The organism is Dyadobacter sp. Leaf189 (assembly GCF_001424405.1).
Taxonomy (GTDB): domain Bacteria; phylum Bacteroidota; class Bacteroidia; order Cytophagales; family Spirosomataceae; genus Dyadobacter.
This window is the reverse complement of sequence record NZ_LMPS01000004.1, coordinates 1,063,927-1,080,774: the sequence shown is the minus strand read 5'-3', so window position 1 is coordinate 1,080,774 and position 16,848 is coordinate 1,063,927. Positions and strand designations below refer to the sequence as shown.

Sequence of the window (16,848 nt, the reverse complement as noted above, 5' to 3'; positions counted from 1 at the left end):
CTGCATTGTAAACAAACCATTACCAAACCTGCCTCTTTCCCGCGCTTAAACCATGGCATTGAACTATATTTTTGTCGGCTTCTTCGTCATAGCCTTTGCAGTCGCTTTCCTGAAATTCATACTCACCGGCGATGTGCAGACTTTCAAAGAGGTGACGGAAGGAATGCTGAAAATGGCCGAGGTAGCAGTAATGGACATTGCACTGCCGCTTACCGGGGTGATGACATTCTTTTTGGGGATTTTGAATGTGGGTGAAAAAGCCGGAATTATTAACCGGCTCGCACGGATTATCGGTCCGTTCTTCAATAAGCTTTTTCCCGAAGTGCCGGAAAATCATCCGGCGCACGGACAGATGATCATGAATTTCTCGGCCAACTTTCTTGGTCTTGATAATGCAGCTACTCCTTTCGGTCTCAGGGCAATGCAAAGCCTGCAGGAGCTCAACCCGGTGAAAGATACCGCTTCCAATGCGCAGATCATGTTCCTGGTGCTGCATACTTCCGGTTTGCAGATCATCCCGCTTTCCATTATTGCACAGCGGGCAATTCTCGGCGCTGAAAGCCCTTCGGACGTTTTTATTCCCTGCGTGGTAGGTACTTACATTACCACGGTTGTTGCGATGATCATTACAGCCGCCTGGCAGAAGATTAACCTGTTCAATCGCACTATCCTGCTCTGGCTCGGGTCTATCACTGCATTTCTTGCATTTACGCTCTGGTACCTTTCGGGTTTGCCCAAAGAACAGATTGAAAAAATCTCCATTTTCGTGGGTAACTCCGTACTGCTAGCGGTAATCGCAGGGTTTCTGGGAGTGGCTTTGTATAAAAAAATCAATGTCTTTGAATCTTTTATTGATGGTGCCAAGGCTGGTTTTACTACTACTGTCACCATTATTCCTTATCTGGTCGGGTTGCTGGTAGCGATCAGTGCATTCCGGGCCTGCGGTGCAATGGACTATTTGATCGACGGTTTGAAATACCTTTTTGCGCTCACGGGGATGAACACGGATTTCACTGACGCCTTGCCGGTTGCATTGATGAAGCCGCTGAGCGGCAGCGGCGCGCGTGCATTGATGATCGACGCAATGAAGGAATTCGGGCCAGACTCGTTTGTCGGCAGGTTGGTTTGTATATTTCAAGGCTCGGCCGACACCACGCTGTACATTGTCGCATTGTACTTTGGCTCAGTAGGAATCAAAAACACCAGGTATGCGATTGTAGCCGGCCTGATAGCAGACTTTGTCGGAGTTGTCGCAGGGATCTGGCTTGGATACTTATTTTTTCATTGATAATAAGACCTTTTCGTTATTGCCCTTTTACACTTATATGCAACCGTCCGTACAAAATGGATGGTTGTTTTTTATGCTAAACGCTAATATTGATCAACTAACTCTGGACGGCCCATGTTAAAATCGTTACGTAATTCTGCACTATCGTTCTTCCTCGTTTGTGCAATTGTTCCAGTTGAAGCTACCTTCGCGCAAAAAGATGTAAATCAGCCCGCTAACACCTATTCTCTTGAAGATTGCATTCGCATTGCGCTTGAAACCAATCCGCAGATCAAACAATCGGAGCTGACAGTCCAGTCCAACGACAACATTTACCAGCAATCCAAATGGCAGCGCTGGCCGAGTATCAGTTTCAGCGCCGGACAGGGTTTTAGTTTTGGTAGAAATATTGACCCTTTTACCAACCAGTTTGTCCAGCAGAATATCAGCTCCAATAACTACCAGCTGGGCGGTCAGATTACCCTTTTCAACGGGTTTCAGATCAAAAACAATATCAAGTTCAACAATGCAAACTACCAGGCCAGCGCCAAAGACCTGGATGCCACGCGGAATGATATCATGCTGAACGTGGCGCTGTCTTACCTGCAGGTAATTACCAATCAGGAACTGATTGAAGTGGCGCAGTTACAGGTTAATGCGTCCCAGTTACAGGTAGACCGTACTGCAAAGCTGGTAGAGGCAGGTACCCTCGCCGAGAGCAATCTGCTCGACTTGAAAGCTCAGCTCGCCAACGATGAGCTTACCCTGGTAAATGCCCAGAACAACCTCGAAACCGCCAAGCTCAATTTGAAACAATACATGAATATGCCCGGCAGCGAGCAGATCAATGTGGTTAAAATTGAAGTGAAAGACCCGACTTTGCAGGCTTACAATGCCACGATCCAGGAAATTTATGAAACTGCATTGAACAACCTCCCGCAGATGAAAGCGGCAAACCTGCGCATTGAAGCAGCTAAAACAAACGTGGATCTCGCACGCGGAGCAGGAATGCCCTCGCTTACATTGAGCGGTGGAGTTTACACAACGTTTTCAAGTGCCGCTCCGAAAGAGAGGTTTGTTTCCGATGGTTCGGGAGAGTCGATTACCGAGGTAGTATCCAATACTGACTACATTCTTTACAACGACGAGCAGTTACCGATTGTACAAAAGGTACGGACACCGAACGGTGCATTGCGGACCTTTACTTACCTCGACCAGCTGAACTTCAACAGAAACTCGGCGATAAATCTGAACCTGAACATTCCGATTTTTACAAATTTCAGGGTCAAATACAACGTTGCGAATGCCAAGATCCAGCAAAAAACCTACGAATACCAGGCGCAGCAGGTTCAGCTGACAATCCGCAAGAATGTGGAGCAGGCTTATATTGATATGACCAATGCAGCGAAGAGATATTCTGCAACGGCAAATCAGGTGAGGGCATTGCAGGAAACATTCCGCGTGTCGCAGGTGCGTTTTGATGTAGGCGCCATTAACTCCGTTGAATTCAATATTGCCAAAGCCAATCTCGACCGCGCAAATGGTAATCTGGTCCAAACCAAATACGACTATGTGTTCAGGACCAAAATCCTGGATTTCTATATGAACCGCCCGCTTTCAGATTTCTGATCGCATTAACCCATTCCACAATCAACCAATCATTGTAATCTAAAATAGCATGGCACGTAAATCTTCAAAACGAATCTGGTGGATTACAGCTGGTCTTGTCGTACTGCTCGCAGTTGGTCTCTTCGGGGCTAAAAAGGCGGGATACATCGGCAAGCCGAAAACCACGGAGGTTGAATATGCAACTGTGGGGAAATCGGATATTGTGGAGCGCGTGACTGCGTCAGGTAAAGTGCAGCCCGAAGTGGAAGTGAAATTAAGTCCCGATGTTTCCGGTGAAATCATCAGCCTGAATGTTGCAGAGGGTGATTCAGTGGTAAAAGGACAGCTGCTTTTGAAGATCCGGCCGGATAACTACGAATCCCTGATGGCGCGCGCGCAGGCAGCTGTGAATTCCAGCAAAGCCAACTATGAGCAAACCAAAGCAATGGTAGCCCAGGCAGAAGCAAGATTGATCCAGGCCAAAGCCAATTTTGAAAGGAACAAAAAGCTGTATAGCGACAAGGTGATATCTGCGGCAGATTTCGAGCAGTTCTCGTCGACTTTCGGCGTAGCGCAGCAGGATGTAGAGTCTTCAAAAGCCAATGTTTCGGCTGCCCTTTTTAATATCAAGAGTGCCGAGGCTGGTTTGCGTGATGCAGCCGAGAACCTTCGGAAAACCAGCATTTTTGCGCCCGTAAGCGGCATTATATCTCTGCTGAATGTGGAGGCAGGCGAGCGCGTCGTGGGAACTTCGCAAATGGCCGGCACCGAAATGATGCGCATTGCCAACCTTGCCAACATGGAAGTGCGGGTAAATGTTAATGAAAACGACATTGTGCGCGTTTCGCTTGGCGACACCGCCGAGATTGACGTAGATGCATACAGCGCATCGGGACGGAAGTTCAAGGGAGTGGTGAAAGAAATTGCCAACACAGCAGCCGGACTTGCATCCGCTTCGAGCACTTCCGTAGCAAGTACTTCTGCGGATGCAGTAACGGAATTTGAGGTAAAAGTGAAGATCCTGAATGAATCATTCAGTGACTTAATGGGATCGCGGTCTAAGAAATCTTACCCTTTCAAACCCGGAATGACAGCTTCGGTGGACATCATTACCGACCGCAAGAATGGTGTGGTTTCGGTGCCGATTGCTGCCGTGACAACACGTAGCAACACGCCGCCGGCCGGCGCGGCCGCAGGACAGCCGCAGGAAAATGAGGGATCGGAAGAAAACAGTAACAAACCCAAGAAAGAGGTTGCTATCAAGGAAGTTGTGTTTCTGGACGTGAATGGAAAAGCTGAGATGAGGGAAGTAAAAACCGGTATCAGCGACTTTGAAAATATTGAAATTTTGTCCGGACTGAAAGCGGGTGACAAGATCATATCGGGACCATACATTGCTGTGTCGAAAAATCTGAACAATGGAGATCTGGTCGAGAAAAAGAAAGAAGAGGTGAAAAAAGACGATAAAAAATCAAATGAAAACGGGAACTGATACGTTCTAAAAAAGTAATAAGTTCGATTTAGTTTAGGTTAAAAAGGAAAATCCTTGCGGCTTTGCTGCAAGGATTTTTTATTTTGACCCGGAAACTTCCCACTTTTAGGGGCTGGCTGCCGACATTTGCTTTATTTCATGGCACCGGTTTTGAAGCTTTTATTTCATGAGTCTTTTAAATGGAGTTAAAATAGCAGTCATAGGCGGCGGTAGCTGGGCCACTGCGCTGATCAAGATCCTGTGCGAACAAAATAACGTGCAGATCAGATGGTGGCTGCGTAATCAGAATGATATCGACCACATACGCAAGTACCATCACAATCCGAGCTACCTCAGCGACGTGGTACTGCAACCCCGCAAAATCAAGGTTTTCGAGAAAACAACAGACGCAGTTAAGGGCGCAGACTATGTGATCCTGGCTGTACCCGCCGCTTTCATTGAAGATGCATTGCACGATCTAACCTTAAAGCACCTGCAAGGCAAGCGCATTGTTTCCGCGATCAAGGGGATGATCCCCGGACAAAATATCCTGATCACAGACTGGGCTTCCGAGCGATTCGGTATCGCATTGAGCGAAACCTGCGTGATTGCCGGTCCGTGCCACGCCGAGGAAGTAGCGCTTGAAAAGCAATCATATCTCTCCATTGCTTCTACCGAATGTCCCGCAGCAGAGGATTTTGCCAAATTAATGACCTGCCGGTACGTTGCTGCTAATCCGTTAGACGATCTGTACGGAGTAGAGTACGCTGCGATCATGAAAAACATCGTCGCACTTGCCTGCGGGATCACGCACGGGCTCGGCTATGGCGATAACTTTCAGGCTGTACTGGTTTCCAATGCAATGCAGGAAATCGGGAACCTGGTCACTGCACTGGACAAGCGCGAGCGCAACCTGAGCTCTTCGGCTTACCTGGGCGACCTTCTTGTTACCGCTTATTCGCAGTTCAGCCGCAACAGGCTTTTTGGAAATATGATCGGGCGCGGATATAGCGTAAAAGCGGCCCAATTGGAAATGAAGATGATTGCAGAAGGCTATTACGCGACGAAAAGCATTTTTGAGATCAACAAGCTTTATCAGGTCAACCTGCCGATTACCCACGCTGTTTACAGGATTTTGTATGAGGAGCACGCGCCGGGACTGGTGATGGATGATTTGAAGAAATTGCTCAAGTAAGTAGCCTGATCCGGCTTCGTGCCGGTATCTTTTTTACCATTCTTACACCATCAATTCATTATGCGGATTAAACAAAATATCGCTACTGGCATTACAGCTGCTCTTTTATTCGGAACAGTATTGCTCACTTCCTGCAATTCCAAAAAAACCGACAATGCACAAAAAGCCGAATCCGATACGCTTGCATCAGAAAAGGAATTCGTTTTCGGCGATAATCGCCCATTTCCACAATGTCACGCTTCCACGCTGGTGCGGCTCAATGATGGCGAGTTTCTGATTGCCTGGTTTGGGGGAACGGAAGAGAAAAATCCTGACGTGGGTATCTGGTTGTCGAAAGGGCGGCCCGGTAAATGGAGCACTCCGGTAGAAGTAGCCAAGATCCGCGAGGACGCGCATTGGAACCCTGTCTTACAAAAAACCGCAAACGGTAAAGTTTATCTGTATTTCAAAGTAGGGAAAGAGATTGCGCATTGGGAAACCTGGGTGAAAACTTCCGACGACAATGGAAATACGTGGTCAGAAGCGTATGAACTGGTGAAAGGCGACAAGGGTGGGAGAGGCCCGGTTAAAAATAAGCTAATTGAACTGTCAAACGGTGACTGGCTGGCTGGCTCTTCCAATGAAGTGAACCGCTGGGAAGTATTTGTCGACAGAAGTACCGATAAAGGTAAAACCTGGAAGGCAAGCCCGTACTTCAAAATTGATACTACAGAAATTAAAGGCAAAGGAGCAATCCAGCCGACTTTATGGGAGTCGGAGCCAGGTAATATTCACATGCTGGTACGTACTACAGGTGGTGTGATCGGAAGAAGCGATTCAAAGGATTTTGGTAAAACCTGGTCTGAGATCAAGAAAACCAGCCTGCCAAACCCGAATAGCGGAATTGATCTCGCCAGGCTGACAGACGGTACATTGGTGCTCGCCTATAATCCCGATAATGAGAACTGGGGTTCCCGCTCGCCATTGTCGCTGATCCTTTCTTACGACAATGGTAAAAACTGGACTGATAAAACGGATATCGCAACAGGTAAAAAGGAAGACGAATATTCGTATCCGGCGATTATCAGCTTCGGCGACTCTGTGGCAGTTACCTATACCTATAACCGCCGGAAGATTGCTTTCTGGTCGGGTAGCAAGAAGGATATTATAGAACTGTCCAGGAAGGGAAAAAACTAGTAACCCATCAAATCCAGGTCGTAAGATTCGAACATCTCGACTTTCTTACCCATCTTCTTCTGGATAATCTTAAAGTGGTGTACATCTTCGGGGCAGATCAGCGAAATGGCCTGTCCCGAAGCTTCCGCCCTTCCCGTGCGGCCGATCCGGTGCACATAATCTTTGGGTGAGCGCGGCAGCTCAAAATTGATCACGTAAGGAAGGAATTGAATGTCAATACCCCTCGCCACGAGATCGGTGGCAACCAATACCGTCAGCTTTCCTGATTTGAATTTGTTCAAAGCCTCCGTTCTTGCACCCTGGCTCTTTTTGCTGTGCATCGCCATAGCCTGAATGCCGTTTTTGTTGAGCTTGTCTACCAGATTATCCGCAGTTCGCGTGGCTGAAACGAAAACCAGCACCTGCTGCATTGCCTGGGTTTTGATCAGGTATCTCAGCAACGGGCCGCGCCGGTCGGGATCGACGAAATAGGCAGATTGCTTGATCTGGTCAATATTTTGCTCTTCTTCTGCAATTTCAATGCGGACAGGATCTTTGAGCTGTGTTTTATTAATCTGGTCGATTTCATCACCGAGCGTGGCTGAGAACAGAATGCTCTGGCGCTTTTTTGGAAGCAGAAAGAAGATATCCTTCATTTCTTCCGCGAATCCCAGGTTCAGCATTTTGTCGGCTTCGTCGAGGACGAGGATCTGCGTTTGTGAAATATTAAGTGCTTTGTAAGAAAGCAGATCAAGCAGGCGGCCAGGTGTGGCGACAAGGATTTCAACTCCCTGGAGTCCGATCATTTGCGGGTTAATAGAAACCCCACCATACACCGCCATTGTCTTCACTTTCCGGGGCAGCCGCTCTCCAAAAGTCTGAAAAACAACACCGACCTGCACAGCCAGCTCCCTTGTTGGCACCAGTATCAATGCAGAAATGTGCCGGTTTGCAGCGGCCGGTTTACTTTGAAATAACTCAAGAATCGGTAAAACAAAACTGGCAGTCTTTCCGGAACCGGTTTTGGCAATGCCCAGAACATCGTTACCCTTCAAAATAGCAGGAATAGCAGCTTCCTGAATGGGGTAAGGTTGAGTATAATTCTGTTCAGCAATTGTTTTTAGTAATGGTTCAGACAAGCCAAGTGATTCGAAAGACATAAGTATTCAGCCAGTTAATCGGATTTTTTAAAAAGAGGGCAAAGATACCATTACCTGCAAACATATTGGTCAAAACGTCTGCCTCGAAATGATATCCAGTATCACAAACATATATTCCTGATAACATGTCTTACAATCGCCGGGAGTTTTTACAGCAGTTAGGATTGGGTGCGCTGCAATTAGGTGTTTTGAGTTCAATCCCGGCATCTTCCTGGGCCGGTGCGCTTTCCTACGGTCAGTTACCCCGCAGCTCGCCTGAGTCTCAGGGTATATCGGCCAAAGGTATCCTCGACTTTGTGAATGCAGTGGAATCTGAAAAATTGAATTTACACAGCTTAATGGTCCTGCGGCAGGGGAAAGTAGTTGCGGAAGGCTGGTGGGCGCCGTATAATCCTGAACTGAGACATACGCTGTACTCGCTTAGCAAAAGCTTTACTTCCACAGCCATTGGTTTGGCTGTTGCAGAAGGAAAACTGAAAGTGGATGATAAGGTAGTCTCCTTTTTTCCGGACGAAAAGCCGGCTACGATCAGTGAAAACCTGGCGGCAATGCGGGTGAAAGACCTGCTTACCATGTCGACCGGGCACGATAAGGATACCACAGCCTCTGTCAGGGAATCAAAAGAAAAAAGCTGGGTGAAATCGTTTCTTGCATTGCCGGTGGAGCACGCGCCCGGCACGCACTTCGTATACAACAGCGGCGCTACCTACATGCTTTCTGCCATTATTCAGAAGCTGACGGGTCAAACCTTACTTCAATATCTGAAACCGCGGCTGTTTGATCCGCTGGTGATTGAAGGAATGGACTGGGAAGTGGACCCGAACGGGATTAATACAGGCGGCTGGGGATTGCGGGTTAAGACGGAAGATATCGCCAAGTTCGGTCAGCTGTACCTGCAGAAAGGAGAATGGAATGGAAAACAGCTCATTCCGGCTGCCTGGGTAGAGGAAGCGACGCGCTCGCACATTCAGTCCAAAGGCGGCTCCCGTCCGCAGGAGGAAAACGACTGGCTGCAAGGTTACGGATATCAGTTCTGGCGCTGCCGCAATGGAGCCTATCGCGGTGATGGAGCTTACGGACAATATTGCATTGTGCTGCCCAAAGAAGATATGGTGGTAGCGATCACGAGTGAAACGGGCAACATGCAGGCGATCCTTGATCATGTATGGAACAATATCCTGCAATCGGTGAAAGGCACCAGAGTGCCTTCGGACAGGCAGGAAGTAGCTGAGCTGCAAAAGAAGCTGGCCTCACTGGCGCTCCCGCAAACAGCCGGTAAACCTACGTCGGAGCTGGCGGCGAAGCTTAAAGAGAAAAGCTTTAATGTGGCAGAAAATAGTTTGAAAATCAGTAAGGTATCTTTTGATTTTGATAAAGGCTGGTGCCTTTTCCGGGTGAAAGATGACCGTGGTGAGCACCTTGTGGTAAATGGGATTGGGAATTGGAAAGTAGGGTTGACAGACCTTTCCACAATGCCGCTCAAACTGGTACTAACCCCGGTACCCGGCGAAACGAAGACCAAAGTGGCCTGCAATGGAGCCTGGGTCGACGACAGTACCTTTGAAATGACGTGGCGGTTTATAGAAACTGCACATTATGATACGGTCCGTTGCAAGTTTGAGGGTGAGAATGTGCAAATCGAGTTCAAAAGAAGTTTAGCAATACTTGGCAATACCAAAGATCAGCGGCCTGTGCTGACCGGGAAAATGATTGCTTAATCCTGTTTTTAACCAAAAACCATTTATGAAAAAGAACATTATCGTTAGTCTTTTGCTTGTCCTGGCAGCATTTACTTCGCAAGCTCAGAAGTTCAGACCGCTGGATAAAAGTCCGCGTGATATCGCCTACTTCCCCGACCATTTCGCCCACGACCGGAAAGACGGGGAAAAGGCACTTGTTAAAGTAAGTTACAGCCGCCCGGCTTTAAAGGGCAGAGAGGTATTTGGCAAGCTCGAAGCTTACGGAAAAGTGTGGAGGACCGGCGCAGACGAAGCGACAGAGATCAAGTTTTATCAGGACGCAACTTTTGGCGGCAAGAAAGTAAAGGCAGGTACTTACTCGCTGTTTACCATTCCCGGCGAGAAAGAATGGACTGTGATACTCAGCTCCGATCTGGATTACTGGGGCGCTTACAAATACAAAGAGGCTAATGATGTACTTCGGGTAACAGCAGCTCCGAAACCTGCGGCAGCTCCGATCGAAAACTTCTCCATTGTTTTTGAGAAAGTATCCGATACTTCGGCGAAGATGTTCATGGGCTGGGACAAGACGGTGGTTGAAGTTCCGGTAACGTTTTAATCCGGGTCGCATATTGGCATAGTTCTTTCTCTTGTTTGTAGTTACACCAAGCCAAGAGGAAGATGGATGACATAAATGATAGTATTCAGGCGTTTTTCGAGGATTATGAAAAGCGGTTCGAAGAAGGTTTGGCAGGGAATGCAGTTGCAGAAGATACGGCAAAAGCTTTCGCTGAATTTTTTGTAGAAGCAAGTCCGGCAGGAGTTTCAGGCGGGAAAAATGACGCTCAGTTTTTGGAGGCTGTTCCAAAAGGCTACGAGTTTTACCGGTCAATAGGTATAAATAAAATGGAGATCAGGCAGGTAGATATAACCGAACTGGACGATCTGCATTACCTGGTCGATGTTCGTTGGCAATCGCTTTATATGAAGGATGGCGACGAGGGTACCATTGAATTCAGTGTTATCTACTTCCTGCAGCATTTAAATGAGACACTTAAAATATTCGCTTATATCACAGGCGATGAGCAAAGAATTCTGAAACAAAGCGGACTGATATAGATTTCCGGCTGGCATTATTATTGCAAAGGCAGGTTGAAGGTTGACAAACCGCAGCCTGCCTTTTTCGCTAAAAACCAAACCAGTATGAACATCAGAAAACTCGCCGCGATATATGTGCTGGCCGCATTTACCGTGGCCGGATGCAACAGTAAAGTCAGTGACAAAGAAAAAGAGGAAGCCGCTAAGTCCGGCCCCGATTCTGCCAGTACCGAAACGGGCAGCCTCACTTTACCAGCTCCATTTACAACAGAGTCAGTAGAGAACCGCCCCGACGAAGCAGGCTGGCCGGAAGGCAAAATGCCTGTTGCTCCTGAGGGTTTTGTGGTTACCAAATTTGCAGACAAGCTAGATAGTCCGCGCTGGACTTACCAGGCGCCAAACGGAGATGTGTTCGTGGCAGAGTCAAATACGAAGAAAAGTGCCGACAGGATTACTTTGTTTCGTGACGTCAACAAAGACGGGAAGCCCGAAATCAGGGAGATATTCATGGAAAAGCTCAACAAGCCGCTGGGAATGCTGGTGTTAAACAACTACTTCTATGTAGCCAATACCGACGGTGTTTTCAGATATGCTTACAAGCCGGGTGATACCAAGATCACGAGCAAAGGTGAGAAGATCGTTGAGCTGCCAGCAGGCGGTTACAATAACCACTGGACCAGAAACCTGCTTGCGAATGCAGACGGATCGAAAATCTACATTTCAGTAGGTTCTGCCAGTAATGTAGCTGATCACGGGATTGATGAAGAAAAACGCCGGGCCAATATCCTTGAAGTAAATCCGGACGGAAGCGGTGAAAGGGTTTTTGCAAGCGGACTGAGAAATCCCGTCGGAATGGATTGGGCACCGGGCAGCAATGTATTGTGGACTGCCGTAAATGAAAGAGATAAGCTGGGCGATGACCTCGTACCTGACTATGTGACGAGTGTAAAAGAAGGTGGATTTTATGGCTGGCCTTATGCTTATTTCGGCCAGAACGAAGATCCGAGAAGAAAAGGAGAGCGGCCTGATTTAGTTAAAAAGACCATTGTGCCCGACGTGCCTGTGGGTTCGCACACTGCATCCCTCGGGTTGGCTTTTTACGATAAAACAAAATTTCCGGCCAAGTATCAGAATGGTGCATTCATCGGGCAGCACGGATCTTGGAACCGGTCTAAAATCTCGGGATATAAGGTTGTCTTTATCCCATTCAAAGGCGGAAAACCTGCCGGAGAGCCAGAGGATTTCCTGACTGGATTCGTAGAAAGTGAAAAGAAAGTGTACGGTCGCCCGGTTGGGGTAACTGTGCTGGAAGACGGTTCAATGCTGGTCAATGATGATTCGGGAAATACAATCTGGCGCGTAGCCAGCAAGTAAGAGAGCATAAATAGGATAGTACAGCGGCCGGGTTTTACACCCGGTCGCTTTTTTTATTTTCAGATAAATTCAGAAAGATTAGGAAAATTATACCGATCGGTATAATTTTGTAACATCAACTGAATAAATGAATGAGCAAGGCAGAACGGACACGGCAATTTATCATCGAGAAAACGGCACCAATCTTCAATGTGAAAGGTTTTGCCGGGACTTCCCTGAATGATATCATCCATGCAACCGGGCTGACCAAAGGTAGTATCTACGGTAATTTCGAGAACAAAGACGATGTGGCGCTGGCCGCATTTGACCATAACATCAAACGCATGTTCTCGGCCATTTCAACTGAAATGGATAAGAAAGCTACTTACAAGGAGAAGCTGATGGTGTATGCAGATATTTACGAGAACTTCTTTCATCACCCGTTTCCGTCCGGCGGCTGCCCTATCCTGAACACATCCACCGAAGCCGACGACACCCATCCCGAGCTAAAACAAAGAGCCGCAACAGCGATTACCAACTGGAAAAATGCAGTATCCAACCTGATCAAAAAAGGCATAGCGACAAACGAGTTCAATGCGAAGGTGGATCCCGACGAGGCAGCGATCAGTATTGTTGCATTGATCGAGGGCGGTATTATGATCGGGAAGGTGACTGGGAAACTGAACTACCGGAATGCGATTATGAAGTCTGTCAGAAAAATGATCAACGATTTAGGATAAAAAATTTTACCTATTAATATACCGATCGGTATATTAATTTTTAACAATCAGAAATGTAAAACAATGAAGACCACAGGAAACACAATTTTGATCACAGGAGGAAGTGCCGGTATCGGCTTTGAGATAGCAAAGGCTTTTTCGGAAAGCGGAAATCACGTTATTATCACCGGCAGGGACGGGCAGCGACTTGCCAACGCAGCTTCTCAGCTGAAAAATGCGACACCGATCGTCTCTGATGTATCGGATAAGAATGCAGTGGACGCATTGGTGAAGCAAATCCAGGCCGACTTTCCCGAGCTGAATGTAGTGGTGAACAATGCAGGACGTGCTTATTACTATAAACTGGACGGTGAACAGGATGCTGCAACTCTTGCCGAAGAGGAAATGCTGACCAACTATTTGTCCGTGATCCGACTGAACCAGGCGCTGTTGCCTGTGCTGAAAAATGCGCCTGAGGCGGCGATTGTAAACGTGTCCAGTATCGCCGTGATTGCGTCCAATTATTTGCTTTCCACTTACGCAGCCAGCAAAGCTGCATTGCATTCGTATTCGCAGTCGCTGCGCATTACACTGGAAGAAAGCCCGGTTAAAGTATTCGAGCTGATGCCGCCTCTTGTCAACACGGAATTTTCTCAGGAAATCGGCGGCGCAAATGGTATACCGCCTAAGGAAGTTGCTGATGCGCTTATTCATGCTTTTGAAACGGACACTTTTGAAGTGCGCGTTGGTCGCACGGAATCGCTGTTTCAACTATACTTGAGCTCTCCGACCGAGGCGCTACGGGCGATGAATCCGGATGCAAAATTTTAATCACGCCGGTTTCGGCGGTCTTTGAGAAAGCAGATATATACGCAGAATGATGGGACAAAAAATAGCTTTTGCAATGCTCATGGGAATCATTACAACGGGTGTGATTTCGTTTACTTTGATTTCCGTAAATATTGGATTTGTTGCCAATTTTTTGGTGATTTGGCTGAAATCTTGGAGCCTGGCCTACTTGCTTGTTGTCCCTGTGATACTCGTTGTTGGTCCCTGGGTGCAGAAGCTTGTGGCAGTTATGTTCAAAGATGCAGTGACTGAGGAGTTTGAATGATCATCTCCTGAGTCTTCGAAAACGTTTCAAATTTTTATGAAAAGAGTAGTTGTTACAGGACTGGGAGTGATTTCTCCCCTGGGGAATTCGGTGGGCGAATTCTGGGAAAATATTGTGAATGGTAAAAGCGGTGCTGCTACTATCACGAAAATGGATGTTTCCAAGTTTAAAACGCGGTTCGGCTGTGAAGTCCGGGACTTTAACCCGGAAGAATTCATTGAAAAAAAGGAACTGAAAAAATACGATCTGCATACGCAATACGCGATCGCAGCCTCGGATATGGCGATCAAAGATGCGGCACTGGATTTTGAGACAATGGACATCACAGACCGCTACGATGTAGGTGTGATCTGGGCGACAGGAAATGGCGGAATGGGTACGTTTGAAGACCAGCTGCTTGAATTTCATGCATCCAACGGAGTGCCGCGTTTCAGTCCGTTTTTTATTCCGAAAATGATCGTGGATATCGCAGCAGGTGTGATTTCGATCCGCCACAAGCTGCATGGTCCCAACTATTGTACCGTATCTGCCTGCGCATCTTCCAACACTGCATTGATCGCCGCCTTTGATACCATCAGAATGGACAAGGCGAAAGTGATGGTAGCGGGAGGTTCGGAAGCTGCCATTATTTATTCTGCACTTGGCGGTTTTGGCGCTGCACAGGCACTTTCAAAGCGAAATGACGATCCCGCAACTGCTTCGCGGCCGTTTGACAAAGACCGCGACGGGTTTGTAATGGGTGAAGGTGCTGCCGCATTGATCCTGGAAGATCTTGAATTTGCAGTTGCAAGAGGGGCAAAGATTTATGCTGAAATCGTAGGTGGCGGAATGGCAGCAGACGCTTACCATCTTACCGGAACCCCGCCCGACGGAATGGGTGCTGCGCTGGGAATGCGGAAAGCATTAAAAGAAGCAGGTATCACGCCCGACAAGATCGATTACGTGAATGCCCACGCTACTTCCACTGGGTTGGGCGATATGAGCGAGCTGAACGGGATCAAGGAAGTTTTTGGTGATCATCCGGTGGCTATCAGTGCTACTAAATCCATGACCGGACACTTACTTGGAGCGGCCGGTGCGGTGGAAAGTATCGTTTGTGCGCTCTCTGTCCAAAATGATATTATTCCGGGTACAATCAACACCCAAAACCTGGACGAACATGTACCTGAGGGAATGAATATCATTCTCGGCGAGTCAGTGAAGCAGACCGTTAACTATGCGCTGAACAATACATTTGGCTTCGGCGGCCACACTGCCACGTCTATTTTCAAGAAATACACTGCTTAGAAGTTAATCCGTTAGCTCCGTAAGTACTTCAACTACCCCGTTTTCATCGTTGCTTTTGGCGATGAAACGGGCTATTTTTTTGATATCCGGATGCGCATTTGCCATTGCATACGAGTATCCGGCCTTTCCAAGCATTTCCAGATCATTCAGATAGTCGCCGAATGCCATTGTTTGTTCCGGAGTGATATTGAATTTTTCCTGCAAAACCTCCATCGCGCGGCCTTTATTGGCTCTTTTGTCCGAAATATCCAGCCAGATCGGTCCCGATACTTTCACTTTCAAAATATCTTCGTACTTCTTGTAATGCGGGTAGCTGTTCACTTCTGATCCGGCCAGGTCGCACACAGTAAATTTAAGAAACTGGTCGTCCTTCACTTCGAGCAGGTCTTCAACGATCTCGTATCGTTCAAAGTAGAGTTTCAGGTGATCTATAAATTCCGGCTCGTCATTTTCCACATAAGCTTTTTTCTTGCCGCAAATGATCGGGTAAGTATTCGGAATGCCGCGTGAAGTGGTCACCAGCTCTCTTACAATCTCCGGATCAGTAGCCTGCACGTGAATTTCTTCATCTTTAAAAACCACGTAGCTTCCATTCTCGGCAGCAAAAATCACCTCATCACAAACTTTCTCCAGTGTTTTGGTAAGATTGAAATACTGCCGCCCGCTTGCCGCCACGAAAATGATCCCGTGGTCTTTTATTTTCCTGAAAATAGGGTAAAACGATTCGTTGAGTTCGTGTTTGGAGTTCAGAAGCGTACCGTCCATATCGGTCGCGATCAGCTTGATGTCGGAAAAATTCATACCGGTTTTTAATGTAATTACCTGATTAATCAAGGCAAATGCACCGGCTTAGGTTCCAGTCCGACTTTGTTTTTTAGAAAAGGCGGTATCGGGCGCCGAGTCTGATCACGTTCATGTAAGCTTCTGGGTTACCGCCGTCATAATGTCCCATCCAGTTTTTCAACCCGTAAGAATATCCCGCCCGGAAGCTCAGTTTGTCTGAACCTAATTCCACCTGTAACCTCGGGCGGAAGTCGAGTCCCGGGATAATGTCTGTGTTATTGTAAGACCTTTTTATAAAATCCGTGACCGTGAGTTTATGGTAACTATCGAGTCCGATCCCGAAATCAGCGCCGCCTGAAACTGCAATGTGGAAGTCTTCATTTACATTAAACTGATAGCCTACGTGTGGAAAAATATTGGCGAAATGATTGTAGCTGATACTTTTACCATCAACCTGCATGATCATATCGTCAAGCTGCAATTCAGTGAGAGAAGCCTTTGTCCTCAAAAGTTCATAGCCAAGATCCAGCCCGAGCAGTACATTGCTTTTGAACTGCCTTTGAAGTATGAACCCGGCTCCGTACGAAACTGCATTTTTCGCGCCGAAGGAATTTGCCTGGCTTCCTTCACACCTGCAAAACGGTCCGCCTGTACTGAGCGAGGTTGTTTTAACGGTCGATTCCCCGCGAAATGCACCCAGGCCGCCATTGAGGTAAACGGATAGCGAAGTTTTTTGCGCCAATGCAGGTTGCAAGCAAAGAGAGAAGAGGAGCAGGTAGATCAGTTTCATAGGGTTAGTTTTAAGTGGTTACAAAAGCATGAGTTTGCCGGGAAGAAAATGGTTGGAATGACCGGAAACTTAATATTGCAGTGAATGGTGTTACAAATTTCTCCGGCAGCGAAACCCGCATCCCGTTTTTGCTGTTGAAAAACTACCGGTGCACCCGGGCTGACTTCTT

At 47.4% G+C, this 16,848-nt stretch carries 16 protein-coding genes; 13 read left to right on the top strand and 3 right to left on the bottom strand.

The annotated features are described in order from the left end of the window. The first annotated feature begins 52 nt into the window (after positions 1-52). The 5 genes from ASG33_RS13820 (at position 53) to ASG33_RS13800 (ending at position 6,717) form a co-directional block, all read left to right on the top strand. Positions 53-1,288, top strand: coding sequence for a nucleoside recognition domain-containing protein (locus tag ASG33_RS13820; protein WP_056285929.1), 1,236 nt, complete (start codon positions 53-55; stop codon positions 1,286-1,288). Positions 1,289-1,402: 114 nt separating this feature from the next. Further along, positions 1,403-2,896, top strand: coding sequence for a TolC family protein (locus ASG33_RS13815; protein ID WP_056285927.1), 1,494 nt, complete (start codon positions 1,403-1,405; stop codon positions 2,894-2,896). A gap of 49 nt (positions 2,897-2,945) precedes the next feature. Continuing rightward, positions 2,946-4,367, top strand: coding sequence for an efflux RND transporter periplasmic adaptor subunit (locus ASG33_RS13810; protein WP_056285924.1), 1,422 nt, complete (start codon positions 2,946-2,948; stop codon positions 4,365-4,367). Positions 4,368-4,533: 166 nt separating this feature from the next. Next, positions 4,534-5,541: an NAD(P)H-dependent glycerol-3-phosphate dehydrogenase gene (locus tag ASG33_RS13805; RefSeq protein WP_056285922.1), complete on the top strand. Its 1,008-nt coding sequence runs from the start codon at positions 4,534-4,536 to the stop codon at positions 5,539-5,541. Positions 5,542-5,601: 60 nt separating this feature from the next. Then, the gene (locus ASG33_RS13800) at positions 5,602-6,717 is read left to right on the top strand and encodes an exo-alpha-sialidase (RefSeq protein WP_082489208.1); all 1,116 of its coding nucleotides are present in this window, start codon (positions 5,602-5,604) and stop codon (positions 6,715-6,717) included. On the opposite strand, the gene ASG33_RS13795 is transcribed toward ASG33_RS13800, so the two are convergent. Beyond that, positions 6,714-7,856, bottom strand: a complete 1,143-nt coding sequence (locus ASG33_RS13795; RefSeq protein WP_056285920.1) for a DEAD/DEAH box helicase — start codon at positions 7,854-7,856, stop codon at positions 6,714-6,716. The two genes, ASG33_RS13800 and ASG33_RS13795, sit on opposite strands and share 4 nt — an antisense overlap. Positions 7,857-7,981: 125 nt before the next feature. On the opposite strand from ASG33_RS13795, the gene ASG33_RS13790 reads away from it, so the two are divergent. The 8 genes from ASG33_RS13790 to fabF all read left to right on the top strand — a co-directional run bounded on the left by ASG33_RS13790 (position 7,982) and on the right by fabF (position 15,106). Then, positions 7,982-9,574 (top strand): serine hydrolase, encoded by a 1,593-nt coding sequence (locus ASG33_RS13790; protein ID WP_056285918.1) that lies wholly within the window; start codon positions 7,982-7,984, stop codon positions 9,572-9,574. A gap of 25 nt (positions 9,575-9,599) precedes the next feature. Then, the gene (locus tag ASG33_RS13785) at positions 9,600-10,154 is read left to right on the top strand and encodes a DUF2911 domain-containing protein (RefSeq protein WP_056285915.1); all 555 of its coding nucleotides are present in this window, start codon (positions 9,600-9,602) and stop codon (positions 10,152-10,154) included. Between the two features lie 62 nt (positions 10,155-10,216). Then, the gene (locus ASG33_RS13780; RefSeq protein WP_056285913.1) at positions 10,217-10,654 is read left to right on the top strand and encodes a hypothetical protein; all 438 of its coding nucleotides are present in this window, start codon (positions 10,217-10,219) and stop codon (positions 10,652-10,654) included. Between the two features lie 84 nt (positions 10,655-10,738). Beyond that, entirely contained in the window at positions 10,739-12,007 is a 1,269-nt protein-coding gene (locus ASG33_RS13775; RefSeq protein ID WP_056286576.1) for a sorbosone dehydrogenase family protein, read from the top strand. 131 nt (positions 12,008-12,138) lie between these two features. Continuing rightward, the gene (locus ASG33_RS13770) at positions 12,139-12,726 is read left to right on the top strand and encodes a TetR/AcrR family transcriptional regulator (protein ID WP_056285910.1); all 588 of its coding nucleotides are present in this window, start codon (positions 12,139-12,141) and stop codon (positions 12,724-12,726) included. Between the two features lie 63 nt (positions 12,727-12,789). Beyond that, positions 12,790-13,536, top strand: coding sequence for an SDR family oxidoreductase (locus ASG33_RS13765; protein WP_056285907.1), 747 nt, complete (start codon positions 12,790-12,792; stop codon positions 13,534-13,536). 46 nt (positions 13,537-13,582) lie between these two features. After that, positions 13,583-13,819, top strand: a complete 237-nt coding sequence (locus ASG33_RS13760; protein ID WP_229238642.1) for a DUF2798 domain-containing protein — start codon at positions 13,583-13,585, stop codon at positions 13,817-13,819. Positions 13,820-13,855: 36 nt separating this feature from the next. Beyond that, the gene (gene fabF / locus ASG33_RS13755; RefSeq protein WP_056285905.1) at positions 13,856-15,106 is read left to right on the top strand and encodes a beta-ketoacyl-ACP synthase II; all 1,251 of its coding nucleotides are present in this window, start codon (positions 13,856-13,858) and stop codon (positions 15,104-15,106) included. Between the two features lie 3 nt (positions 15,107-15,109). Here the strand turns inward: fabF and ASG33_RS13750 are convergent, their stop codons facing one another. Then, on the bottom strand, positions 15,110-15,907 hold the full coding sequence (locus ASG33_RS13750) for an HAD family hydrolase (protein WP_056286571.1): 798 nt from the start codon (positions 15,905-15,907) through the stop codon (positions 15,110-15,112). A gap of 73 nt (positions 15,908-15,980) precedes the next feature. Continuing rightward, on the bottom strand, positions 15,981-16,679 hold the full coding sequence (locus ASG33_RS13745; RefSeq protein ID WP_056285901.1) for an outer membrane beta-barrel protein: 699 nt from the start codon (positions 16,677-16,679) through the stop codon (positions 15,981-15,983). Positions 16,680-16,848: the final 169 nt, after the last annotated feature.

Excerpts from the sequence above, each read along its gene's own strand:
- ASG33_RS13790 (WP_056285918.1), top strand. The coding sequence starts at position 7,982 with ATGTCTTACAATCGCCGGGAGTTTTTACAGCAGTTAGGATTGGGTGCG.
- ASG33_RS13760 (WP_229238642.1), top strand. The coding sequence starts at position 13,583 with ATGATGGGACAAAAAATAGCTTTTGCAATGCTCATGGGAATCATTACA.
- fabF (WP_056285905.1), top strand. The coding sequence starts at position 13,856 with ATGAAAAGAGTAGTTGTTACAGGACTGGGAGTGATTTCTCCCCTGGGG.
- ASG33_RS13765 (WP_056285907.1), top strand. The coding sequence starts at position 12,790 with ATGAAGACCACAGGAAACACAATTTTGATCACAGGAGGAAGTGCCGGT.
- ASG33_RS13775 (WP_056286576.1), top strand. The coding sequence starts at position 10,739 with ATGAACATCAGAAAACTCGCCGCGATATATGTGCTGGCCGCATTTACC.
- ASG33_RS13810 (WP_056285924.1), top strand. The coding sequence starts at position 2,946 with ATGGCACGTAAATCTTCAAAACGAATCTGGTGGATTACAGCTGGTCTT.
- ASG33_RS13795 (WP_056285920.1), bottom strand. The coding sequence starts at position 7,856 with ATGTCTTTCGAATCACTTGGCTTGTCTGAACCATTACTAAAAACAATT.
- ASG33_RS13745 (WP_056285901.1), bottom strand. The coding sequence starts at position 16,679 with ATGAAACTGATCTACCTGCTCCTCTTCTCTCTTTGCTTGCAACCTGCA.
- ASG33_RS13770 (WP_056285910.1), top strand. The coding sequence starts at position 12,139 with ATGAGCAAGGCAGAACGGACACGGCAATTTATCATCGAGAAAACGGCA.
- ASG33_RS13780 (WP_056285913.1), top strand. The coding sequence starts at position 10,217 with ATGGATGACATAAATGATAGTATTCAGGCGTTTTTCGAGGATTATGAA.
- ASG33_RS13800 (WP_082489208.1), top strand. The coding sequence starts at position 5,602 with ATGCGGATTAAACAAAATATCGCTACTGGCATTACAGCTGCTCTTTTA.
- ASG33_RS13820 (WP_056285929.1), top strand. The coding sequence starts at position 53 with ATGGCATTGAACTATATTTTTGTCGGCTTCTTCGTCATAGCCTTTGCA.
- ASG33_RS13750 (WP_056286571.1), bottom strand. The coding sequence starts at position 15,907 with ATGAATTTTTCCGACATCAAGCTGATCGCGACCGATATGGACGGTACG.
- ASG33_RS13815 (WP_056285927.1), top strand. The coding sequence starts at position 1,403 with ATGTTAAAATCGTTACGTAATTCTGCACTATCGTTCTTCCTCGTTTGT.
- ASG33_RS13785 (WP_056285915.1), top strand. The coding sequence starts at position 9,600 with ATGAAAAAGAACATTATCGTTAGTCTTTTGCTTGTCCTGGCAGCATTT.
- ASG33_RS13805 (WP_056285922.1), top strand. The coding sequence starts at position 4,534 with ATGAGTCTTTTAAATGGAGTTAAAATAGCAGTCATAGGCGGCGGTAGC.